Below are 20,703 nucleotides of genomic sequence, written 5' to 3' on the forward strand. Positions count from 1 at the left end.
GTGAAACGGGCGCGCACTCAGGCGCGGCTGATGACCAGACGACGGTCCCGGCCCTCGCCACGCGACTCGGAGAAGTAGCCGCGATCCGCGACATCGTCGTGCACGAGCTTGCGCTCGTACGACGACATCGGTTCGAGCTCGACCTGGTCGCGACCCGCCGCGATCTGCGCGACGGCCGCATCGACCATGCGCTTGAGCTCCCCGGCGCGCGCGTCGCGCGAGCCGCCGACGTCCACGATGAGGCGCGAGAAGCGCCCGGTCTTCGCCTGCACCGCGAGTCGCGTGAGATCCTGCAGGGCCTGCACGGTCTCCGCGCCCGTCAGGCGCTCGAGGTCGGCGTCGCCGCCGGTGACCGAGACGTAGGCCCGGCCGTTGGCGACGTCGATGTCGATATCGCCATCGAGGTCCGCGATGTCGAGCAGGCCCTCGATGTAGTCCGCAGCCAGATCCCCGTCGGCCTCGAGCTCTTCCAGGCTGAGTTCTTCCGCCGCCGTGTCGGCAGCCGCGCGGTCGTCGTTCGCCATCACTTGCCCTTCTTCTTCGATCGCTTGGCGCTCACCGGCTGCTGACGCTGACCCGCCTTCGGGGGAGCGATCACCTCGCCGCGAGCCTGCGCGCGCTTCTCATCGTCCGTCAGCTTGCCCTTGGCCTTGAGGCGCTCCTGGCGCGCGCGCCAGGCATCGCTGCCCGGCGTCGGCATGTTGCGGATCACGATGAACTGCTGCCCCATCGTCCACAGGTTCGAGGTGAACCAGTAGACGTTGAGCGCCAGCGGGAAGGCGACGCCGGAGAAGAGGAACGCGAAGGGGATGATGTAGAGCAGGATGCGCTGCTGGCGGTACATCGGCGAGTTCTTCGTCTCGTCCGAGACGTTCTTCGACATGATCTGCAGCTGCGTGAAGAACTGCGACCCGATCATGAGGATGACGTTGATGCCGAGCAGCACGACCACGGTCCAGTTGCCCGACTCCCAGCCCTGCGTGAAGGTCATCTTCAGCGGGGCGCCGAAGAGCTCCGCCGCGTTGAAGTTCTTGGTGAGCTCCGCCGTCATGAAGCCGATGCCCGTCGTGTTGTCCGAGGCGTGGCGCAGCACGTAGAAGAGCGAGAAGAAGACCGGCATCTGGATGAGGATCGGCAGGCACGACGAGAACGGGTTCGTTCCGTGCTTCTTGTACAGAGCCATCGTCTCCCGGCTCATCGCCTCGCGGGAGTACTGATCCTTCTTGCCCTTGTACTTGTCCTGGATCTTCTTCATCTCGGGAGCGAGATCCATCATGCGCCGCTGCGACTTGATCTGCCGCACCGTCACGGGGATCAGCGCCGAACGGACCACGACGACGAGACCGATGATCGAGAGCACCCAGGTGAGGCCCGACTCCGGATCCATGCCGATCCAGGTGAAGGCCTGGTGCCAGACCGCGAGCACGAGCTCGACGAGCCAGCGCAGCGGCCACAGGATTGTTTCGAAGAAGTCCACCGGGTTAAGCCTTTCGCTCGATGGGGCGGACGAAGCCGCGGGTGTTGGTCACGAAATGGGAGTGCGCGCGCGGCGGCACGTCATCGATGCCTCCGACCGTGAACGGATTGCAGCGCAGCAACCGCCACGCGGTGAGCGCGGTTCCGACGACGAAGCCGCGGGATTGATACGCCTCAACAGCGTATCTGGAACACGATGGATAATACCTGCACACCTCGCCGTACAGAGGCGACACCCATCTGCGGTAGAGGTGCATGCAGGCGAGCGCGACGTTCCGCGGAAGCAGCCAGAGCTCGGCGGCGAATCGCATCACGGCTCGGCCTTCGCGGGAGCCTGCCAGCGCTCGACGCGGTCGAGCGCCCGGGAGATCTCCCGCTCGAGATCCGCGAACTCGGCCTCAGCAGCTGCAGGGAGGGCGCGGAACACCACGTCGACCCCCGAGATGCCGCGGTGCAGGCGCTCCTCGACGATCGACTTCATACGCCGACGCACCAGGTTGCGCGTCACGGCATTGCCCACGGCCTTCGAGATGATGAAGCCGAAGCGCGCATCGTCTGCGGGGGAACGCAAAACCGCGTGGGTGATGCATAACGCACCTCCCACGCGGCGTCCGGCACGAACGGTCTGCCGGTAGTCCTCTCCCCGGGTCACACGATTGCGCCGTGCAGGCATGACCGACGGGGGGAGTCAGGCGATTACGCGGTGAGCTTCGAGCGGCCCTTGCCGCGACGAGCCGCCACGATGGCGCGGCCGGCGCGCGTGCGCATGCGGGCGCGGAAGCCGTGCACCTTGGCGCGGCGGCGGTTGTTGGGCTGGAAGGTACGCTTGCTCATAGTGAAGACTCCGTGACTTATGGGATAGATCCCCACGCCTCAGGGGCGGTGAGGAAGTCGGATGTTGGCTGCTCGCGCACGCGCACTGGTCCGCGCATCCGGGATATTCCGAGCACACGGTGATGCGCTCGTCTGGCACGAGCCACCCATACAAGGTCTTTACTCTACGCCTTCCGCACGATTCCGTCAAAGTTGAGCGCGATCGGGGATGGCCCGGTCGCGCGCGGCGGGCGCCCCGCGCCGAGCGTGGAAGTCGACTTGCCTGTGGACAAATCTGTGACTAACGTGGGCGCAAGCGTTTCCACACGGCCGCACTCCGCTGATTTTCCGCGAGATTGTGCCCTTCCGTCTGTGGATAAGCCTGGGTATAACGGGCATTCTTCATGATGAACAGCGAGCCGGGAGCAACGTGACTGAGGACGAACTGCAGGAAGTCTGGGAGCGCGTGACGCAGGCGGTCATGGGAGACCCGGCGGTCGGGCCGGCGGTCGGCGCGCAGCTCGCTCTCGCGCTGCCTCGGGGCATCGCGGCGGGCACGCTCTATCTCGCCGTGCAGCTCGACTTCACGCTCAAGCTGCTCGAGAACCGCCTTCGCCCGGCGATCATGGCCGCCATCGCGCGGATTCCCGAAGCGCACGAGATCGACAACTTCATCGTCATCGTCGACGAGGACGCCCACCCCGACATCGATCCCGAACCCGCGCCCGAGCCGCAGCCCGCAGCCGCTTCGGTACGTGAGAGCGACGCTCCCGATTTCGGCGGCGCCCGGTTCGACTCGCCGCGCCACGATACGCAGCGCCCCGTCGCGGAACCGCGCCGCCGCCACGGAGCCGATGAGGCCGTGGACAGCCGACTCAACGAGAAGTATCGGTTCGACAGCTTCGTGATCGGTCAGTCGAACCGCTTCGCGCACGCGGCTGCCGTCGCCGTCGCGGAGGCCCCCGCCCGTGCCTACAACCCGCTGTTCATCTACGGCGACTCCGGCCTCGGGAAGACCCACCTGCTGCACGCGATCGGCCACTACGCACGCGAGCTCTTCCCCGACGTGCGCGTTCGGTACGTGAGCTCGGAGGATTTCACGAACGACTTCATCAACTCGATCGCGAACAACCAGGGCGCCGCCTTCCATGCGCGCTACCGGAGCGTCGACATCCTCCTCGTCGACGACATCCAGTTCCTCGAGGACAAGGTGGAGACGCAGGAGGCCTTCTTCCACACGTTCAACACGCTGCACGACCACAACAAGCAGGTCGTCATCACGAGCGACGTGCAGCCCAAGCAGCTCCGAGGCTTCGAGGAGCGCATGCTCTCCCGCTTCGAGTGGGGTCTGCTCACCGACATCCAGGTCCCCGACCTCGAGACCCGAATCGCGATCCTCCGCAAGAAGGCGGAGCGGGAGAGCCTCGTGATCGACGACAGCATCCTCGAATTCATCGCGAGCAAGTTCTCCTCCAACATCCGCGAACTCGAGGGCACGCTGATTCGCGTCACCGCCTACGCCAGCCTGAATCAGCAGCGCATCGACATGCAGCTCGTGCACACGGTGCTCAAGGACCTCATCACCCTCGATGCCGACAACGAGGTGCAGCCCTCCGACATCATCAGTAAGACGGCCGAGTACTTCGACCTGTCGGTCGACGATCTCTACGGGCCGACCCGCGCGCAGCAGATCGCAACATCGCGGCAGATCGCGATGTACCTGTGCCGGGAGCTCACGCCGCTCTCGCTTCCCAAGATCGGACAGCTCTTCGGGGGGCGCGACCACACGACGGTGATGTACGCGCACAAGAAGATCTCGCAGCTGATCGCCGAGCGCCGTTCCATCTACAACCAGGTCACGGAGCTGACGACCCGCATCAAGCAGGGCACGCGCTGAACGAGTTATCCACAGACATTCATGCACATGTGAATATCTGGGGAGAACCGAGCCGTTTCTGTGCATGGATCGCGATGACCTGTGCACGAGGGGTCCGCCGCGTACTTCGGCATCATCCCGCGGTTCAGCCTTCATCCACCGCGATTGCACAACTCACATTCGTGTAGTTCTCTTACAAGAATTGGGATCGCTCCGGTTATCCACAGAATCCACAGCCGTTAACACTGTTAACACTTCTCATCTCTTCAGACGGGCGTTCGATCACGCGATCCGGATCAGGCCGAACGCCGGCGCCGGGCACAACGCGTACTCTCGGATGCCGAGCCCTCGGGAGTATGCAAAGATTGTCAGGCCGAGGAGAACGACGCGACCCAGAACGCGTGCGAAGGGAAGCCCGATGCGATTTACCGTCAATCGTGACGTATTCAGCGATGCTGTGTCTTTCGCAGTCAAACTGCTCCCTCCTCGCCCGACGCAGCCGCTCTTGAGCGGAGCGCTCATCGAAGCTGAGGGCGATCAGCTCACCGTGTCGTCGTTCGACTACGAGGTCTCGGCTCGCACCTCCATCTCCGCGGTCGTCGCAGACGCCGGCCGCGCACTCGTCTCCGGTCGCCTGCTCGGCGAGATCGCGCAGCGCCTGCCGCATTCGGACGTGGAGGTGTCGCTGCTGGAGAGCCGGGTGGAAGTGCGCTGCGGTTCGGCCTCCTTCAGTCTTCCCGCGATGCCCGTGGAGGAGTACCCCCAGATCCCGAAGATCGATTCGGTGTCGGGCTCGGTTCCGGCCGATGTATTCTCCGAAGCCGTCTCGCAGGTGTCCCTGGCTGCGTCGAAGGACGATGTGACGCCGGTGATCACCGGCGTGCAGTTCGAAGTCGACGCGAATTCGGTGACGTTGACGGCCACGGACCGCTACCGCGTCGCGATGCGCAGCATCGACTGGGAGCATCGGGATGCGAGCGAGTCATTGAACGCCCTGGTCCCGTCGAAGATCGTCACCGAGGTGGGTAAGACGTTCTCGGGCGTGGGCGAGGTCCAGGTGAGCGTCGTGAAGGACGCGGATCGCGAGCTCGTGGCGTTCACCGGCGGCACGAAGACGGTGACGTCCCTGCTCATCAAGGGCAATTACCCGCCGGTGGGGCGCCTGTTCCCCGAGAGCGTCGAGAACTACGCCGTGGTGAGCACCTCGGAACTCATCGAGGCGGTGGGTCGCGTCGGGCTCGTGCTCGAACGCGAGGCCGCCCTCCGCTTCTCCTTCGCCGAGGGCGTCGTCACGCTGGAGGCGGCGGGCACGGAATCGGCTCAGGCGGTCGAGACGGTCGACGCGCATCTGGTCGGCGATGACATGGTGGTTTCGCTCAAGCCTCAGTTCCTGCTCGATGGTCTGCGCTCGACGCATTCGGAGTTCGCTCGGATCGGCTTCACCCGCACGGACAACCCGGGCAAGCCCGGGCCGGTGCTGATCACCAGCCAGCGCAGCAAGGACGACGCGGACGAGAAGAGCTTCCGCTACCTCCTGCAGCCGAACCTGCTGCTGCGGTAGGTTCGGGATGCGGGTAGCGCATCTCTCCCTGGGCGATTTCCGCAACTACGCGTCTGCGGAGCTCGGTCTGTCGGCCGGTCCCAATCTGCTGATCGGGCAGAACGGCCAGGGGAAGACGAATCTCGTCGAGGCGATCGCCTACTTCGCTACGCTGCGCTCTCACCGGGTCTCCGGCGATGCCGCCCTCATCCGCGCCGGTCGATCGTCGGCGATCGCCCGCATGCGCGTTCGTGCGGGGGAGCGCGAGGTGCGGCTCGAGCTCCAGCTCAACCAGGGGAGTGCGAATCGCGCGCAGGTGAACGGCAATGCCGTTCGCCCGCGCGAGGTTACAAGGTGGTTCTCCGCAGTGACGTTCGCTCCCGAAGACCTGATTATCGTTCGTGGAGAGCCCTCAGGACGGCGGCGCTTCTTGGATGATGCGCTGCTCGCCCGACATCCGGTCGCCTCAGGGGCGCTCAGCGACTACGAAAAGGTGGTGCGTCAGCGCACCTCGCTCTTGAAGTCTGCGCGCGGGCGAGGCCAGTCCGCTTTGGCGACCCTTCCGGTCTGGGATGATCAGCTGGTCGACCATGGAACCCAGATCATGCTCGCTCGCCGAGAGCTGCTGCGCGATCTGAGTGAACCCCTGCGCGACCACTACGCCGCGCTGGTCGGCGGCGATCACGCGCCGCGGGTGTCGATGTTCGAGAGCGTCGGCGATGCGCGGCAGTCCGCTTCCGTTTCACGTGAAACACCGTCCGACGAGGATCTCGTCCGCGAGGCCGACGTTTCACGTGAAACGCTCGCGCGTGAATTCCGAGAAGCGCTCGCAATAGTCCGCGGCCGCGAGATCGAGCGCGGCGTCACGCTCGTCGGCCCCCATCGCGACGATCTGGCACTCGCTCTCAATGGTCTCCCGGTGAAGGGGTTCGCGAGTCACGGCGAATCCTGGTCATTCGCACTCTCACTCAAACTCGCTCTCGCCGAACTGCTGAGGAACGAATCCACGGCCGGCGATCCGGTGATCATTCTCGATGACGTGTTCGCCGAGCTCGACGCGACGCGGCGCGGTCGACTGATGCGTGCGGTGGCCGACTACGAACAGGTGATCGTCACGGCGGCGGTCGAGGCCGACGTTCCCGATGACGTGGCGTGGCGTCGCACGCGGATCTCGGCGGGCACCCTGGAGCCTGATCGTACCGAAGAGACGTCGGAGTCGCCGGATGGTGCCTGAGGATCGGACGCCGTTCGCCACGGAGGCGTATCTGCGCGCCAAGTCGGTGTGGCGCGGTGTACCGCACCGCCGCCGAGCCCGGCGGCAGGAGGACAGCGCCGCGGGCGGCAGTCCGTTCGGCTTCGGGCGCGATCCGCGCGCTCTCTCGGACGTGCTGGTGACGGTCGCCTCCGATATGGGGTGGAGTGTCGAACTGGAGCAGGCGCGTCTGATCGGGGAGTGGCCGGAATTCGCTGGCGGAGCGACCGCGGAGCACACGAACGTTGTCGGCATCAGCCACGGCGTGCTGCAGATCCAGTGCGACTCGACGACTTGGGCGACCGAACTGCGCCGGCTCCGCGGCGAACTGCTCACGCGGCTGCTGCGGGACTACCCCGATTCTGAGGTGCGTGACATCCGCTTCCTCGCCCCTGGAGCCCCGAGTTGGCGGCACGGACCGCGCTCGGTTCCCGGACGCGGTCCGCGCGATACGTACGGGTGACCCGGCTGTTTCCGAGCGCGGCCGCGCACGGATCGACGTGCGAACGGTCGTCGGATACGGATAAGGGGACGATCCCCGGCGAATTCGGGGGTTCTGAGGCCCCTAACGCGCCTGTGGCGGCCTGAATCTTGATAAGCTGGACGGCGGAAGTGGATGGGGCTCGAACGCGCCCTGAGACGCCCAGATAAGGATCATTCTACGTATGAGTTCAGAGCAGGCTCCCGCCGCGGAGAATTACGGTGCCGGAGCGATCCAGGTACTCGAAGGGCTCGAAGCGGTTCGCAAGCGTCCGGGCATGTACATCGGTTCGACTGGCCCGCGCGGTCTGCACCACCTGGTGTACGAGATCGTCGACAACTCCGTCGACGAGGCGCTCGCGGGGTACTGCGACTTCATCGACGTCACCATTCTCGCAGATGGGGGAGTGCGGGTCGTCGACAACGGGCGAGGCATCCCCGTCGACGAGCACCCGACGGAGGGGCGCTCGACGGTGGAAGTGGTGCTCACCGTGCTGCACGCCGGCGGAAAGTTCGGGGGCGGCGGGTATGCGGTGTCCGGTGGTCTGCACGGCGTGGGCTCCTCGGTCGTCAACGCGCTGTCGCGTCGGTTCGAGGTCTCGGTGCAGCGTCAGGGTTTCACGTGGAACATGTCGTTCACCGACAGTGTTCCGGATGCGCCGCTCGCCCAGGGGGATCTGAGCTCGGAGACGGGAACCTCCATCACCTTCTGGCCCAGCGCCGACATCTTTGAGTCGATCGATTTCGACTACCAGACGCTGCGCACTCGGTTCCAGCAGATGGCCTTCTTGAACAAGGGGCTGCGGATCGCGCTGACCGACCTGCGCGAGCAGGAGCCGGTCGAGAACGCCGAGGGCGAGCTCGAGGCTCCGCCCGCATTGCACGACGAATTCCTGTACGAGAACGGCATCCAGGACTACGTGCAGCACCTCAACGCGGCGAAGCGATCGGAGCTCGTCAACGAGGAGATCATCTCCTTCGAGGCCGAGGATCCGGACCGCAAGATCGCCGCCGAGGTGGCGATGCAGTGGACGACCTCGTACACCGAGAGCGTGCACACCTACGCGAATACGATTAACACGCACGAGGGCGGCACGCACGAAGAGGGCTTCCGCGCCGCGCTCACCACGCTCGTCAATCGGTACGCACGAGAGAAGAACATCCTCCGCGAGAAGGACGACAATCTCTCGGGCGATGATGTGCGGGAGGGGCTCACCGCGGTCATCTCGGTCAAGCTCGGCGAGCCGCAGTTCGAGGGCCAGACCAAGACGAAGCTCGGCAACACCGAGGCGAAGGCGTTCGTGCAGAAAGTCGTGGGCGATCAGCTCGGCGACTGGTTCGAGCGCAACCCGGGGCCGGCGAAAGACATCATCAGGAAGTCGATCCAGGCCGCCTCGGCTCGTCTCGCCGCCCGCAAGGCGCGCGAGACGGCGCGCCGGAAGGGGCTTCTGGAATCCGGCGGGATGCCGGGCAAGCTCTCCGACTGCACGAGCAAGGACCCGACGATCTCCGAGATCTTCATCGTCGAGGGCGACTCGGCCGGTGGTTCCGCCAAGACCGGCCGGAACCCGCACACGCAGGCGATCCTGCCGCTGCGCGGAAAGATCCTGAACGTCGAGAAGGCCCGATTGGATCGCGCGCTCAACAACGCCGAGGTGCAGGCGATGATCACCGCGTTCGGTGCGGGCATCGGCGAGGACTTCACGCCGGAGAAGGCGCGGTACCACAAGATCGTGCTCATGGCCGACGCCGACGTCGACGGGCAGCACATCACCACGCTGCTGCTCACACTGCTCTTCCGCTACATGCGGCCCCTCATCGACCTGGGATACGTCTATCTCGCCCAGCCGCCGCTCTACCGCATCAAGTGGTCGAATGCGGAGGACGAGTACGTGTACAGCGACTCGGAGCGCGACGCGCGCCTCGCCGCCGGCGCGGAGCAGGGCCGGCGCCTCATGAAGGAGAGCGGCGTGCAGCGCTACAAGGGCCTGGGCGAGATGAACCACGAAGAGCTGTGGGAGACCACCATGAACCCCGAGACCCGCACCCTGTTGCAGGTCACCATGGAAGACGCGGCGATCGCCGACGAGATCTTCGCCACCCTCATGGGCGAAGACGTCGAGGCGCGCCGTACCTTCATCCAGCAGAACGCGAAGGACGTGCGCTTCCTTGACATCTGAGAACGAGACCCCGGAGACCGACATCAGCGAGGTGGCCGCGCAGGACGAGGCCATGCACGGTCGGATCGACCAGGTCGATCTGCAGCTCGAGATGCAGCGGTCGTACCTCGACTACGCCATGAGCGTGATCGTCGGGCGCGCCCTCCCCGACGTGCGCGACGGGCTCAAGCCCGTGCACCGACGCGTCATCTACACGATGTACGACGGCGGGTACCGACCCGACAAGGCCTTCTCGAAGTGCACGCGCGTGATCGGCGACGTGATGGGTCAGTTCCATCCGCACGGTGACAGCGCGGTGTACGACTCGCTGGTGCGTCTCGTGCAGCCGTGGACACTGCGGTACCCGCTCGCGCTCGGACAGGGCAACTTCGGCTCCCCGGGCAACGACGGCGCCGCTGCGCACCGATACACCGAGACGAAGATGGCGCCGCTGGCCCTCGAGATGGTGCGGGATATCGACGAGGACACCGTCGACTTCCAGGACAACTACGACGGTCGCACGCAGGAGCCGACGGTGCTCACCTCGCGCTTCCCCAACCTGCTCGTCAACGGCTCGGTCGGCATCGCCGTGGGCATGGCGACGAACATTCCGCCGCACAACCTTCGCGAGGTCTCCGAGGCGGCGATCTGGCACCTCGAGCACCCCGATGCGAGTCGCGACGAGCTCCTCGACGCGCTCATGGAGCGCGTGCACGGGCCGGACTTCCCGACCGGCGCCCAGATCCTCGGCACCAAGGGCATCCGCGAGGCGTACCGCACCGGCCGCGGATCGATCACCATGCGGGCGGTCGTCAACATCGAGGAGATCCAGGGCCGCACCTGTCTCGTCGTCACCGAACTGCCGTACCAGGTGAACCCCGACAACCTCGCCGTCAAGATCGCCGACCTCGTCAAAGACAACAAGGTGCAGGGCATCGCCGACATCCGCGACGAGTCGAGCGGCCGCACCGGTCAGCGCCTGGTCGTCGTGCTCAAGCGCGATGCCATCGCGAAGGTCGTGCTGAACAACCTCTACAAGCACACGCAGCTCCAGGAGAACTTCGGCGCCAACATGCTGGCGATCGTCGACGGCATTCCCCGCACGCTGGCGCTGGACGGGTTCATCACCGCCTGGGCGAAGCACCAGATCGAGGTCATCGTACGTCGCACGGCGTTCCGACTGAAGAAGGCGGACGCGGAAGCCCACATCCAGCGCGGATACCTGAAGGCGCTCGACGCACTCGACGAGGTCATCGCCCTCATCCGCCGCTCGCCGACGGTCGAGGAGGCCCGTGAGGGGCTCATGGGGCTGCTCAGCGTGGATCAGATCCAGGCGGATGCGATCCTCGGCCTGCAGCTGCGCCGTCTCGCCGCTCTCGAGCGTCAGAAGATTCTCGACCTCGCCGCGAAGCTCGAGGCGCAGATCGCCGAGTACGAGGCGATTCTCGCCTCGCCCTCCGAGCAGCGCGGGATCGTGGTGCAGGAGCTCGGGGAGATCGTCACGAAGTTCGGCGACGAGCGTCGCACGGCCATCCTCCACGGATACGACGGCGACATGTCGATGGAGGACCTCATTCCCGAGGAGGAGATGGTCGTCACCATCACCCGCGGCGGGTACGTCAAGCGCACGCGCATCGACAACTACCGGTCTCAGCACCGCGGCGGCAAGGGCGTCAAGGGCGCCCAGCTGCGCGCCGACGACATCGTCGAGCACTTCTTCGTCACCACCACGCATCACTGGCTTCTGTTCTTCACGAACACCGGGCGCGTCTACCGCGCGAAGACGTACGAGGTGCCCGAGGGCGGTCGGGATTCGAAGGGGCAGCATCTCGCGAACCTGCTGGCGCTCGCGCCCGACGAGATGGTCACCCAGATCCTCGACGTGCGCGACTTCGACGCCGCCGGCTACCTGGTGCTCGCCACCCGAGACGGGCTGGTCAAGAAGACCGCACTGACGGAGTACGACACCAACCGCACGGGCGGCATCATCGCCATCAAGCTGCGCGACGGTGACGAACTCGTCTCAGCGCTCATCGCAGAGGCGACCGATGACGTGCTGCTCGTGTCGCGGCATGGCATGTCGGTGCGCTTCACCGCCTCTGATCAGGCACTTCGCCCCATGGGGCGCTCGACGAGCGGCGTGCGCGGCATGAACTTCCGCGAGGGCGACGCCCTCCTCGGTGCGTCGCGCATCGATGGGAGCGACGGCTACGTCTTCGTCGTCACCGAGGGCGGGTACGCGAAGCGCACCGCTGTCGACGAGTACCGAGTGCAGCAGCGCGGCGGGTACGGCATCAAGGTCGCGAAGCTCGACGAGAACCGCGGAGTGCTCGTGGGCTCCCTGATCGTCGATGAGACCGACGAGGTGCTCGCGGTGCTGGCGAGCGGCAAGGTCGTGCGCTCCGGAGTGGCGGAGGTGCCGGCGAAGGGCCGCAACACCATGGGGGTGGTCTTTGCACGATTCCCAGAGCAGGACCGTATTATTGGCATCGCGCGCAACCCGGAGCGTGGGCTCGACGACGATGAGTCCGAGGCCGCAGGGCCCGAGAACGCGGAAAACGAGGAAGACCTGAATGAGTAACACTGTCGCCGACAAACTGGCCAAGAAGACCCGTAAGAAGGCGCCGGCGAAGCAGGTTCGCCTCAAGCTCGTCTACGTCGACTTCTGGTCGGCGGTGAAGTTCTCGTTCCTCGTCGCCATCTGCTTCGCGGTCGTCAGCGTCGTCTCGACGATCCTCGTCTACACCGTGCTGCTGCAGACCGGTGTATTCGCGCAGGTCGACCAGCTGTTCATGGACATCGTGGGCGAGGACAACAGCCTCATGAAGATCATCGGCTTCCCGCAGGTGCTCGGCTTCTCCGTGGTCGTCGGCATTCTCAACGTGATCGTGGGCACCGCACTCGGGGCGGTCGGATCCCTCGTCTACAACCTGCTCGTGCGGGTTCTCGGCGGATTCCAGCTCGGGTTCACGAGCAACTGAGCCGTGGCCCGGCCCCGGTGAGGGTCGGGCCACGCCCGGTATCCGCAGACGATTTCGGATTTGTCTCGGATTCGGGTAGAGTCATTGCTTGGTCGGGGGCTATAGCTCAGGTGGTTAGAGCGCTTCACTGATAATGAAGAGGTCCCAGGTTCAAGTCCTGGTAGCCCCACCGAAACCACACGAAAGCCCCGCTGCATCTCGGCGGGGCTTTCGTGTTCCCGGGCTCGGGCGCGAGGAGCGGATGCACCGGTCTGCCGCGGCCTGCGAGCCGGATCGCGGCACGGCCGCTTTGCGCTTCACGAAGGAAGTCTGTAGAGTAGATCGAGTTGTTCCGGTCTGCGACGGGAGCGACGAGTGGAAGTCTTCGACTCCCACGGGTCCTTAACTCAGTTGGTAGAGTGCCTGCTTTGCAAGCAGGATGTCGGGAGTTCGATTCTCCCAGGATCCACAAACTGATTGGCCCCGACTTCCCTAGAAAACATTGGGAAGTCGGGGCCTTTCTCATTCCTTTCGCGCTTCTGCTGGCAACGCGTTGGCAACAATCGCGGACGAGCGAGCCCGGCTGAGGGCCGCGGCCACGTCGTCGAGGTCATCGTCGAAGAGGTCCGCGTAGGTGTCGAGCGTCATCGCTGCAGAAGCGTGTCCGAGCATACGCTGCACGGCCTTCACGTGGGCGCCGGCGCTGATCGCGAGCGACGCCGCGGTATGGCGGAGGTCGTGCGGTGTGACGCGTGGGAAGATCGCCGGCGGCGTCTCTCCTCGCGCTGCGGCTTCCTCGGCGAGTTTCGTGTCGGCGGCGATGCAGCGGTCAACTGCACGGCTGAACCAGCCGGAGCCCGTGCGGGGGAGCGGCATGTAAGTACTGCCGTCGCCGAACAGGATCGCGGTGCGCGCTTTCCCGGCAGCCTGCACGGCGAGCTCGGTGTCGAGGAAGTCCGGGTAGGGCACGGTTCGAGCCTCATGGGTCTTCGGAGTACCGACCTCGACGAAGCTGCCGACGGTGACGGCGTTCTGTACAACGTTCACGCGCCGTTTCACGGTGTCGACGTGCTCCACGTGCAGACCGGCCATTTCTCCCCACCGTAGCCCCGTGTACGCGAGGAAGCGCACGATCGTAGGCTTCGATGACGCGGCCGCGAGCTGCTCGACCTGCGCGTGAGTGAGATAGGCCTTCGCCTTCGGTCGTTTCTTCGGTAGCGCGATGCCTCGGGCGACGTTCTTCGAGACGCGCTGATCCCGCAGCGCAGTGTCGAGAACTGCCGCGAGGATGCCGTGCGCGCGCAGCACGACCGTGGCCGACTTCGCGCCGGCGAGCTCTGACACCCAGGCTTGCACCTCGCCGTGGCGGATGCCGCCGACCTTGCGTGCGCCCCACTTCGGTGCGACGTGCACGCGCCAGGCGGTCTCGAATGACAGGTAGCTCGACGGCTTGAGCACGGTCTTCTGCGATCGCAGCCAGTCGGCGCCGAGCGACTGCACCGTGGTGTGCCCGTCGGTCGGGTTGACGTAGTCGCCCTTCGCCTTCCCGACCTCGACCTCGGCGAGTCGCAGCTCGGCGTCGCGCTTGCGAACGAACCCGCGCTCCGAGGTCTGCGAGTTGTCGGGACGCCGGTAGATGATGCGGTAGCGGCGCTCGCCGGCCTTCGTCGTGTACGAGTAGACGCTACCCACGTTCCCACGCTTCCAAGTGGCCACTCTTGACCGCGGAAACAATCCAGCGGCGCACTGTGTCATGGTGCACCCCAAGGAGACCGGCAAGGCGGGCTACGGGGTTACGCCATCCGAGGCGAATCACGCGGTAGACAATGGCGAGAGAGCGTAAGTCAGATGCGGGTGATCCTCCTCTAGCCTCTTCGCACCAAGTGTCGATGAACTTGTTCGCATAGATCTCGCGTTTCTGACCGTCTTGGTCCTGTACCTCAATGTTGGTGTAGTTCAACGCGTACAGCCTGATGTCCGCGATGGGAGTTTTCGCCAGCCAGCCGGTGCCGATCGGGTTCTGTCCTCCTCGAAAGAGGAGCTGGACAATCTCGTACCTGCCTTCGACGACCTCAACCTCGGCGATGAACTCGTAGGGGAACTCCACCTGTTCGTGCGTCTCTAGAGATCTGAACCCACTGGGGTCATCCAGACGACGGACCACACGTAGCGGTGATTGCGCGTGAACACCGGGCGCGGCGGCCACCATGCGGGTATCGGCGATCTCCTCGATCTGCATAGGCCACTCTCCTTAGCAATTTTTACGGACGAGTTTACAGGCCCCGAATTTGTGTGGTACAAATAAGGGCATTCGGCAGTAATTAGCACTACCGAAGTCACTGAAAACGAGATGGAGGAAACATGTCCGAGTTCATCACCCCCGACCAGGTGTGCGAACGGGTGCCCGGCCTCACCAAGGGGCATCTGGCTCAACTGCGTTTCACCGGGAAAGGTCCGCGCTTCTACAAGCCAACGCCGCGCACTGTGTTCTACAAGCTCGAGGAAGTCCTCGAATGGATCGAACAGGCAGCGCGCACCTCGACCGCGGAGATTGGCGCGTGAGCGCGAAGAAAGCCGCCGCCGAGTTGCACCTCGACGACGGCCAGAAGTCCGCTGAAAACCTTGATAGTCCACGAACCACACCCATTCTCGCACCGCGCGAGCTGCAGCGCCCCGCGGATCTCGCAGCAGCGCCGGAGACCGACGGCATCGGAGGTGGGCTGTGAACATGATGCTCACCCAATCGGACACTGCACAAACGCGTGCGCAGGACAACGCAGCGCGACTCTGGGCGGCTTCGCACCTCGCCGACCTCCCCACGGTCACCCGGTTCGTGGAGCAGCGCGTAAGGCGCGCCCTCGACTCTCAGGGCCGGTGGGTTCGGCAGGCGTTCGCGGTGACCGTGCGCCTCGAAGAGCCCCGTCGGTTCATGATCCACCTGTACACCGAAGCGACACTTAGAGACCTGCAGACCGCGCAACGCGTCGTGGAGTGCGCGAAGGTCGACGGCGTCGGCGACCAGGTGCGCGGCGGTGACCTCTGGGCCCGGACCGAGTACGGCTGGCGGTGGATGGGAGGCACAGTCGAAGCCGGTACCGAACGGCACGACGATGAGGTGCGCGAGTGCCGCGACGCGGCGTGCGTGGACCAGTGGCATTCATGGAGCGGGGACGAGCAGAACGAGCCGTGCGCGCTCGAAATCCGGCGGCCGGCGGATTGGTGCACGGTGCACGCATTCCGCTTCCACGGTCGCCCCTGGGAAGCATCGTGTTCCGCAATCACCGATCCCACGGAAGGACCGCAGGGCCTGCAAGAGATTCGCGCTCTTGCCGAAGCTTATGAGCAAATGCAGGCCGAATGCGATCGACTCAACAACCAGACGATCGGAGCAGCAGCATGACCGAGATGAACCCGACGACGCCCGCGAGCAGCCCGCTCGACACCCTGAAAGCTCTCGTGCTGCGCAACATCGACGCGCTCGATCACCTCGGGCACGAACTTGCAGGGGGTGACGCAGAGGTGCCCGAGAGCGTGCTCGAGTACCTCGATGCGCTTCGGCAGCAGCAGTACAGCGCGATCGCTGAGCACCTTCCCGTCGGTCGCGACGAGCACCTCGGAGATCTCCGGCACCTGCCACCCGCGACGCGCGTCTACGACGACGGGAGTCCGGTGGTGGAAGCGTTCCGCAGCGGCATGGCTATTGCCATGTTCTACCCGAGATACGACGGTGACCGGAAGGTCTTCACCGACCGCCACATGGCCGCTGCGAGTTCGCTCGCGGCAATCATGGCGGCGGACTCCGCGCCGGCGATGATCTCGGACCTCGACGAGTGGCGAAGGGCGGGCAACTACGTCGATGCGCCGTTGGATGATGAGGCGGAGAAGGGTGCGGAGGCGCTCATTCAGCGGTCAAACGCGCTCGGGCCTGGTGCGACGGTCGGTGACCTGTTCAAGGCGCAGCAGGAGGCTGCTGAGCGCGAGAACGACGGTGATGACGCATGAGGGCCATCACGCCGCAGCAGCTCGCGCAGCAGTGGGTGTCACCCATCCTCGGCGGCACGGGCATGATCGGCGTCGCGTTCGGATACGACCGGATCGTGAAGAAGTGGATGCCCGAGCAGGTCGACGAGCTCGAAGCAACAGGGCGGCTCATGCTCGAGCTCGCTGCGAAGCTCCGGACGGTCGGGGAGGGTGACGGTGAAGCATGAGCCTTTCCGCCCGCAACTGGGCGTGGGCGATCGAGGAGGTCCACCACCGGAAGATCAAGCCCGGCGAGAAGCTCGTGCTCTTGTGTCTCGCAGAGCTGGAGAATACGGAGCTCGGGTACTCATTTCCCAACCAGGAAACGATCGCCAAGTGGACGTCTCAGTCCACGCGCACTGTGCGGGAGCACCTCGCCTCTCTCGAGCTGGTCGGCGCGTTTGCGATCGAGAAGCGCCGGTCGCCAGGAGGTCGGTGGCCGCACAACGTGTACGTGCTGAATGTCCCGAACGAGTTCCGCGATGACGACCCGGAGTGGATTCGAAATCACGGCTGGAACGTCGCGTGACCGTAGGCAGATTTCGCCGCTTTTTCGACGCACCGTAGGCAGATTTCGCGCGACCGTAGGCAGATTTCGCCAGAACCACCGGCAAATTTCGCCAAAACGACCGGCAATTTTCGCCTACTACCAGTGAGATACCAGTGATTAAACCAGTGATCTATACCAGCCCCAATTCGCAAGCGAATCGGGGACGAGAGAAAACCCATCAGAGAGAGAACTCATCATGAGCACAGCTCGCTCAGTCAGCGGGGAACTCATCCTCGCTGTCGCTGACCAAGACGCTGCGAAGATCCACACACTGCTGCACGAGATCGCGACCGGCCATCTGAACGCGACGACGGTGATTCTCGAGCTCGCCGCAGCTTGCGCCGGCCTCGCGGAACTCGCCCGCGGTGAAGGTTGGCGCGATCAGATGAACCTCGCGATCCTCGCGACGCAGGTTGACTCGCAACTCGACGACACGATACGAAGTGAAGGTATGGAATGAGAACGGTCGTGTACCCTGATGGTGTCCGGGCGGTCATCCCCCGGCACCCCCGGCCTGGTTATCCGGCCACTGTCAATTGCGATCTTGCCGCGTCGAGTATCTCCACGGCATCCCGGATCGCTGCAGTCCGTAACCCGGAGGTGTCGCATGTTCGCTGACATGTCTCGCGATGAACTCGACCGGCTCGCTGTTCGAGAGCACGCCGCATTCAAGCTCCACCAGGAGCAAGCGTGGCCCGTGCCGTCACCTGAGTACGTCACCGCGAAGAAGGGACTCGACGATCTCGTCACTCGCAAAGGCTGGAATGGCCTGAGCCGCGACGATCGCCGGCTTCGAGCGAAGTACCAAGCGACGCTCAAGGCGCACGAGGTCACTGCCGTTCAGCACGCGCACGCTCTCGGGCTCCTCGACGCGAAGCACCTCGCGGCGGCCGTACGGCTCGGACTGCTCAACAACGAGTAGGAGAACAACCATGAATGCCAAGGCAAAGCACGCGGCGGTCCTCGCCGAGATGCAGACCATCGTCGACGGTTCGAAGAGCGCGAAGCGTGACCTAACCCAGGCGGAAATCCAGCGGATCGAGGAGCTCGCCGACGTCGCGACCGAGCTCAAGGCGACGATCAACCGCCAGGAGAGAGGCGACGCGATCATGAAGTCCATCGACGGCGTCGGCGAACAGCTCGACGAAGATTTTGGCGGCAACGAGCTCCTCGCACCTCCGAGCCGTGCGGGTGCGAAGGGGCACGTGTTCCTCACCGGAGCACGGGGCCGGAAGATGGCCGAGGGGATCGTGCGTCAGTACGGCGCGAAGTCGCTCGTCGCGACCGGAACGACCGTCACGACGGTTCCCATCTCGCCGGATCCGATCGCGGACGGCGTCGTGCCGACGAGCGTTCTCGAGGCGCTCGGATCGGTCTTGCGCGGGGAGCCGGTATACCAGTACCTGCGACAGACCGTGCGAGAGAACAACGCGGCGATCGTCGCCGACGGTGACACGAAGCCCACGTCGCTCGTCAGCGTCGAGCCCATCGAAGGACGCCTGCACGTCTTCGCCCACATCAGCGAGTACGTCGCCGAGTACCTCCTGAAGGACGCGTCCGCCCTGCAGTCGTTCCTCACGTCGCAGCTGCTCTTCATGCTGCGCGAAGCCGTCGAGGGAGAGATCCTCAACGGTGACGGCACCGAAGGCCACCTGCGCGGCATCCTGAACACGTCCGGCGTGCAGACCCAGGCATTCGCCACCGACGCCGTCACGACGCTGCGCCTCGCCGCGCTGAAGCTCGAGAACGTCGGCCACGCCGCGGATCTCTTCATAGTGAACTCGAACGACTGGGCCGCGATCGAAACGCAGCGCGTCACCTCCGGTTCGTTCGACCTCGGTGGGCCCGTCGACCGCGCAACGCAGAAGCTCTGGGGCACGCAGGTTGTCACCTCGACACGCATCGCCGCCGGCACCGCCCTCGCACTCGACCGCAGCGCCGTCGGCGTCGACACCGACGGCACCATCGAGACGAAGTGGGACCAGTCGTCCGGGTTCGACACGAACCAGGTGCGCGCCCGCGTCGAGGGCCGCTTCGGCCTCTCCACCTATCATCCCGCTGGCATCGTCAAGGCAACGCTCACCGAAGCGTAGACGACCAGCCACAGACTGCTGCGCGGGGTTCTTAGCTGTTCTTATCCGCGCAGCACGAGGGCAGCGAGTAGTTGTGCGCTCGCTGCCCTCACCCCACGGGGTAGGGGGGTCCGGATCGCGGACACCCCTCACCAGCGAAGAGTTCGCCGGCAGTGATTTCCCCCACCGGTCCAGAACGCGCGTAGAAAGGCCGTCAGATGACCAGCAGCACGCACGAGACGCCACGAGAGCGCAATGCGCGGTATTCCCGCGAGTATCGGGCCCGCAAGCGTGCTGAGGTGACGGCACGGGCACGTGCAGCGTCTGACGCTCCAGCGGGTGTGATGCGTCAGAGTGTCGAGGGTGCGATCGCGGGCATGAAGTGGCTTGCCGCATCGGATGCGGCGGCCGTGGCGCAGGTGCGCGCGCTCGCTGACCTCGTCGACGAGGCCGGCGCGACCGGCGATACTGGACTTGTGGTGAGGACGCATTCGCTGCTGTCGAAGCTGCTCGCCGAAGTGGGCGGTACGCCGAAGGTTCGCATGCAGCTCGAGCTCCGCGCGCGCCGCGTCGAGCAGGGCGCGCAGGCGGCCGCGGTAGCTGCGGCGACGAACGTCACCCCGATCACGTCGAAGAGGCCTCCGAAGCGCGTGCGGTGAAGTTACCCAAAGAGCGTACTGCGGCGGCGTCGCGTGTTTGGTGTCTTACCAGTTTTCCTGCGTAAAGTAGGACGGGTCGCTCCCCACTGGCATGGGAAGCGACCCGCGTGATTGGCACCGAATTAGAACTCTAGATTTGAGCTACTTGGACTTCTTCGGTGCGTGATGGACGGTCGTGGACGGGTGTGACTTCGCATAGCGCGAGGTCACATACCGTCCAGTCACGGCGGAGCGGTTCGAACCGCTAGAACTCTTCTTGGACACAGTGCCTTCCTCCTTCCTTAGCTCGATGAAATACGACCCTCGTATCCCGACTAGCGGGTCCGAATGGTCACGGTATAGCGGACGGTGACGCCATTCTTGCGAACGGTCCGCGTGACGGTGCGTGATGCCATTTCAATCACCCCCTCTCGTCGATGAGAGAAGAGCATGTCGGGGCGGAACCCCGACCAGTTCTCGTCTGAGGGAGCAAGGGCACCAGCACGGTCGGTGCGTGATCGGAGTCATCGGCGCGTCAGTTGTGCACCTCGGGACAGGACGGTTAGAGTAGCAAGAACAAACCGGGTAGTGCATATGAGAAAAATCCCTTCGTCGGATCTCTCGGCTTCCAATTGGCGTTGGAAACCTGGGGCGTAATTAGAACATTCGGAAGGCCACTCGCATTCGCTGGGTGGCCTTCCCCTTTGCGTGCTGAGGCACTACATCTAGTGAACCACACCGGGGGCAACCACAACATGCCGTAGTTACACCAATGTAGTTTTTCACCGACTTCTCCCGAATGCAGGGCCGGAATTGGGGAGAACTTTCGGCACGCTTTCGCACTTTTCCCCCACTTATCCACAAGGT

24 protein-coding genes and 2 tRNA genes are annotated in these 20,703 nt (G+C 64.8%); 19 read left to right on the plus strand and 7 right to left on the minus strand.

All coding sequences use genetic code 11. From position 1 onward, the window contains the following. Positions 1–17: 17 nt before the first annotated feature. From BLT44_RS03000 to rpmH, 5 genes are read right to left on the minus strand one after another with little or no spacing between them, the layout of a single operon-like run. Positions 18–524 carry a Jag family protein gene (locus BLT44_RS03000; RefSeq protein WP_010155613.1) on the minus strand — a complete coding sequence of 169 codons (507 nt, stop codon included), beginning with the start codon at positions 522–524 and terminating at the stop codon, positions 18–20. Further along, positions 524–1,477: a membrane protein insertase YidC gene (gene yidC / locus BLT44_RS03005; protein WP_010155612.1), complete on the minus strand. Its 954-nt coding sequence runs from the start codon at positions 1,475–1,477 to the stop codon at positions 524–526. Before yidC ends, BLT44_RS03000 begins: the two co-directional genes overlap by 1 nt. A 4-nt stretch (positions 1,478–1,481) precedes the next feature. Then, entirely contained in the window at positions 1,482–1,787 is a 306-nt protein-coding gene (gene yidD, locus BLT44_RS03010; protein ID WP_010155611.1) for a membrane protein insertion efficiency factor YidD, read from the minus strand. Beyond that, the gene (rnpA, locus tag BLT44_RS03015; RefSeq protein ID WP_029608133.1) at positions 1,787–2,149 is read right to left on the minus strand and encodes a ribonuclease P protein component; all 363 of its coding nucleotides are present in this window, start codon (positions 2,147–2,149) and stop codon (positions 1,787–1,789) included. The genes yidD and rnpA overlap by 1 nt, the downstream gene beginning before the upstream one ends. 23 nt (positions 2,150–2,172) lie before the next feature. Beyond that, positions 2,173–2,310 (minus strand): 50S ribosomal protein L34, encoded by a 138-nt coding sequence (gene rpmH, locus BLT44_RS03020; protein WP_010155609.1) that lies wholly within the window; start codon positions 2,308–2,310, stop codon positions 2,173–2,175. A gap of 409 nt (positions 2,311–2,719) precedes the next feature. Between rpmH and dnaA the strand changes: the two genes are divergently transcribed. The 9 genes from dnaA (at position 2,720) to BLT44_RS03065 (ending at position 13,025) form a co-directional block, all read left to right on the plus strand. After that, positions 2,720–4,186 carry a chromosomal replication initiator protein DnaA gene (gene dnaA / locus BLT44_RS03025; RefSeq protein WP_010155607.1) on the plus strand — a complete coding sequence of 489 codons (1,467 nt, stop codon included), beginning with the start codon at positions 2,720–2,722 and terminating at the stop codon, positions 4,184–4,186. A 397-nt stretch (positions 4,187–4,583) separates the two neighbouring features. Further along, on the plus strand, positions 4,584–5,726 hold the full coding sequence (gene dnaN, locus BLT44_RS03030) for a DNA polymerase III subunit beta (RefSeq protein WP_029608132.1): 1,143 nt from the start codon (positions 4,584–4,586) through the stop codon (positions 5,724–5,726). A 7-nt stretch (positions 5,727–5,733) separates the two neighbouring features. Then, complete coding sequence (recF, locus tag BLT44_RS03035) at positions 5,734–6,939, plus strand: DNA replication/repair protein RecF (protein ID WP_010155605.1); 1,206 nt, start codon at positions 5,734–5,736, stop codon at positions 6,937–6,939. Beyond that, positions 6,929–7,420 carry a DciA family protein gene (locus tag BLT44_RS03040; protein WP_010155604.1) on the plus strand — a complete coding sequence of 164 codons (492 nt, stop codon included), beginning with the start codon at positions 6,929–6,931 and terminating at the stop codon, positions 7,418–7,420. Before recF ends, BLT44_RS03040 begins: the two co-directional genes overlap by 11 nt. Positions 7,421–7,622: 202 nt before the next feature. Continuing rightward, positions 7,623–9,617 carry a DNA topoisomerase (ATP-hydrolyzing) subunit B gene (gene gyrB, locus BLT44_RS03045; RefSeq protein WP_010155603.1) on the plus strand — a complete coding sequence of 665 codons (1,995 nt, stop codon included), beginning with the start codon at positions 7,623–7,625 and terminating at the stop codon, positions 9,615–9,617. A gap of 52 nt (positions 9,618–9,669) precedes the next feature. Further along, complete coding sequence (gene gyrA / locus BLT44_RS03050; RefSeq protein ID WP_050803163.1) at positions 9,670–12,177, plus strand: DNA gyrase subunit A; 2,508 nt, start codon at positions 9,670–9,672, stop codon at positions 12,175–12,177. After that, positions 12,170–12,577, plus strand: a complete 408-nt coding sequence (locus BLT44_RS03055; RefSeq protein ID WP_010155601.1) for a DUF3566 domain-containing protein — start codon at positions 12,170–12,172, stop codon at positions 12,575–12,577. The genes gyrA and BLT44_RS03055 overlap by 8 nt, the downstream gene beginning before the upstream one ends. 95 nt (positions 12,578–12,672) lie before the next feature. Further along, positions 12,673–12,746: transfer RNA gene (locus BLT44_RS03060), tRNA-Ile, on the plus strand. Between the two features lie 206 nt (positions 12,747–12,952). Further along, positions 12,953–13,025, plus strand: a tRNA-Ala gene (locus BLT44_RS03065). A 53-nt stretch (positions 13,026–13,078) separates the two neighbouring features. Here BLT44_RS03065 and BLT44_RS03070 read toward each other — a convergent pair. Together BLT44_RS03070 and BLT44_RS03075 are read right to left on the minus strand one after the other, a co-directional pair. Then, positions 13,079–14,248, minus strand: coding sequence for a tyrosine-type recombinase/integrase (locus BLT44_RS03070; RefSeq protein WP_010155599.1), 1,170 nt, complete (start codon positions 14,246–14,248; stop codon positions 13,079–13,081). Continuing rightward, positions 14,241–14,795 carry a hypothetical protein gene (locus BLT44_RS03075; protein ID WP_010155598.1) on the minus strand — a complete coding sequence of 185 codons (555 nt, stop codon included), beginning with the start codon at positions 14,793–14,795 and terminating at the stop codon, positions 14,241–14,243. Before BLT44_RS03075 ends, BLT44_RS03070 begins: the two co-directional genes overlap by 8 nt. Before the next feature lie 122 nt (positions 14,796–14,917). On the opposite strand from BLT44_RS03075, the gene BLT44_RS03080 reads away from it, so the two are divergent. The 10 genes from BLT44_RS03080 to BLT44_RS03120 all read left to right on the plus strand — a co-directional run bounded on the left by BLT44_RS03080 (position 14,918) and on the right by BLT44_RS03120 (position 19,857). Further along, positions 14,918–15,118, plus strand: a complete 201-nt coding sequence (locus BLT44_RS03080; RefSeq protein WP_010155597.1) for a helix-turn-helix transcriptional regulator — start codon at positions 14,918–14,920, stop codon at positions 15,116–15,118. Continuing rightward, positions 15,115–15,282, plus strand: coding sequence for a hypothetical protein (locus tag BLT44_RS15530; RefSeq protein WP_155819011.1), 168 nt, complete (start codon positions 15,115–15,117; stop codon positions 15,280–15,282). Before BLT44_RS03080 ends, BLT44_RS15530 begins: the two co-directional genes overlap by 4 nt. Then, positions 15,279–15,956: a hypothetical protein gene (locus BLT44_RS03085; RefSeq protein WP_010155596.1), complete on the plus strand. Its 678-nt coding sequence runs from the start codon at positions 15,279–15,281 to the stop codon at positions 15,954–15,956. The genes BLT44_RS15530 and BLT44_RS03085 overlap by 4 nt, the downstream gene beginning before the upstream one ends. Then, positions 15,953–16,558, plus strand: a complete 606-nt coding sequence (locus BLT44_RS03090) for a hypothetical protein (RefSeq protein ID WP_010155595.1) — start codon at positions 15,953–15,955, stop codon at positions 16,556–16,558. Before BLT44_RS03085 ends, BLT44_RS03090 begins: the two co-directional genes overlap by 4 nt. Then, a complete protein-coding gene (locus BLT44_RS03095) occupies positions 16,555–16,764 on the plus strand; it encodes a hypothetical protein (protein WP_010155594.1) in 210 nt (69 codons plus the stop codon). Before BLT44_RS03090 ends, BLT44_RS03095 begins: the two co-directional genes overlap by 4 nt. Continuing rightward, complete coding sequence (locus tag BLT44_RS03100) at positions 16,761–17,105, plus strand: helix-turn-helix domain-containing protein (protein ID WP_010155593.1); 345 nt, start codon at positions 16,761–16,763, stop codon at positions 17,103–17,105. Before BLT44_RS03095 ends, BLT44_RS03100 begins: the two co-directional genes overlap by 4 nt. A gap of 217 nt (positions 17,106–17,322) precedes the next feature. Continuing rightward, positions 17,323–17,586, plus strand: a complete 264-nt coding sequence (locus BLT44_RS03105) for a hypothetical protein (protein WP_010155591.1) — start codon at positions 17,323–17,325, stop codon at positions 17,584–17,586. A 159-nt stretch (positions 17,587–17,745) separates the two neighbouring features. After that, on the plus strand, positions 17,746–18,048 hold the full coding sequence (locus BLT44_RS03110; protein ID WP_143025954.1) for a hypothetical protein: 303 nt from the start codon (positions 17,746–17,748) through the stop codon (positions 18,046–18,048). A 10-nt stretch (positions 18,049–18,058) separates the two neighbouring features. Then, a complete protein-coding gene (locus BLT44_RS03115; RefSeq protein WP_010155589.1) occupies positions 18,059–19,219 on the plus strand; it encodes a phage major capsid protein in 1,161 nt (386 codons plus the stop codon). A gap of 323 nt (positions 19,220–19,542) precedes the next feature. Beyond that, positions 19,543–19,857: a terminase small subunit gene (locus BLT44_RS03120; RefSeq protein ID WP_010155588.1), complete on the plus strand. Its 315-nt coding sequence runs from the start codon at positions 19,543–19,545 to the stop codon at positions 19,855–19,857. The last annotated feature ends 846 nt before the right edge of the window (positions 19,858–20,703 follow it).

The organism is Leucobacter chromiiresistens (assembly GCF_900102345.1).
GTDB lineage: Bacteria > Actinomycetota > Actinomycetes > Actinomycetales > Microbacteriaceae > Leucobacter > Leucobacter chromiiresistens.

Excerpts from the sequence above, each read along its gene's own strand:
- BLT44_RS03000 (WP_010155613.1), bottom strand. The coding sequence starts at position 524 with ATGGCGAACGACGACCGCGCGGCTGCCGACACGGCGGCGGAAGAACTC.
- yidD (WP_010155611.1), bottom strand. The coding sequence starts at position 1,787 with ATGCGATTCGCCGCCGAGCTCTGGCTGCTTCCGCGGAACGTCGCGCTC.
- rnpA (WP_029608133.1), bottom strand. The coding sequence starts at position 2,149 with ATGCCTGCACGGCGCAATCGTGTGACCCGGGGAGAGGACTACCGGCAG.
- rpmH (WP_010155609.1), bottom strand. The coding sequence starts at position 2,310 with ATGAGCAAGCGTACCTTCCAGCCCAACAACCGCCGCCGCGCCAAGGTG.
- dnaN (WP_029608132.1), top strand. The coding sequence starts at position 4,584 with ATGCGATTTACCGTCAATCGTGACGTATTCAGCGATGCTGTGTCTTTC.
- recF (WP_010155605.1), top strand. The coding sequence starts at position 5,734 with ATGCGGGTAGCGCATCTCTCCCTGGGCGATTTCCGCAACTACGCGTCT.
- BLT44_RS03040 (WP_010155604.1), top strand. The coding sequence starts at position 6,929 with ATGGTGCCTGAGGATCGGACGCCGTTCGCCACGGAGGCGTATCTGCGC.
- gyrB (WP_010155603.1), top strand. The coding sequence starts at position 7,623 with ATGAGTTCAGAGCAGGCTCCCGCCGCGGAGAATTACGGTGCCGGAGCG.
- gyrA (WP_050803163.1), top strand. The coding sequence starts at position 9,670 with ATGCACGGTCGGATCGACCAGGTCGATCTGCAGCTCGAGATGCAGCGG.
- BLT44_RS03055 (WP_010155601.1), top strand. The coding sequence starts at position 12,170 with ATGAGTAACACTGTCGCCGACAAACTGGCCAAGAAGACCCGTAAGAAG.
- BLT44_RS03075 (WP_010155598.1), bottom strand. The coding sequence starts at position 14,795 with ATGCAGATCGAGGAGATCGCCGATACCCGCATGGTGGCCGCCGCGCCC.
- BLT44_RS03080 (WP_010155597.1), top strand. The coding sequence starts at position 14,918 with ATGTCCGAGTTCATCACCCCCGACCAGGTGTGCGAACGGGTGCCCGGC.
- BLT44_RS03090 (WP_010155595.1), top strand. The coding sequence starts at position 15,953 with ATGACCGAGATGAACCCGACGACGCCCGCGAGCAGCCCGCTCGACACC.
- BLT44_RS03095 (WP_010155594.1), top strand. The coding sequence starts at position 16,555 with ATGAGGGCCATCACGCCGCAGCAGCTCGCGCAGCAGTGGGTGTCACCC.
- BLT44_RS03100 (WP_010155593.1), top strand. The coding sequence starts at position 16,761 with ATGAGCCTTTCCGCCCGCAACTGGGCGTGGGCGATCGAGGAGGTCCAC.
- BLT44_RS03105 (WP_010155591.1), top strand. The coding sequence starts at position 17,323 with ATGAGCACAGCTCGCTCAGTCAGCGGGGAACTCATCCTCGCTGTCGCT.
- BLT44_RS03110 (WP_143025954.1), top strand. The coding sequence starts at position 17,746 with ATGTCTCGCGATGAACTCGACCGGCTCGCTGTTCGAGAGCACGCCGCA.
- BLT44_RS03115 (WP_010155589.1), top strand. The coding sequence starts at position 18,059 with ATGAATGCCAAGGCAAAGCACGCGGCGGTCCTCGCCGAGATGCAGACC.
- BLT44_RS03120 (WP_010155588.1), top strand. The coding sequence starts at position 19,543 with ATGCGTCAGAGTGTCGAGGGTGCGATCGCGGGCATGAAGTGGCTTGCC.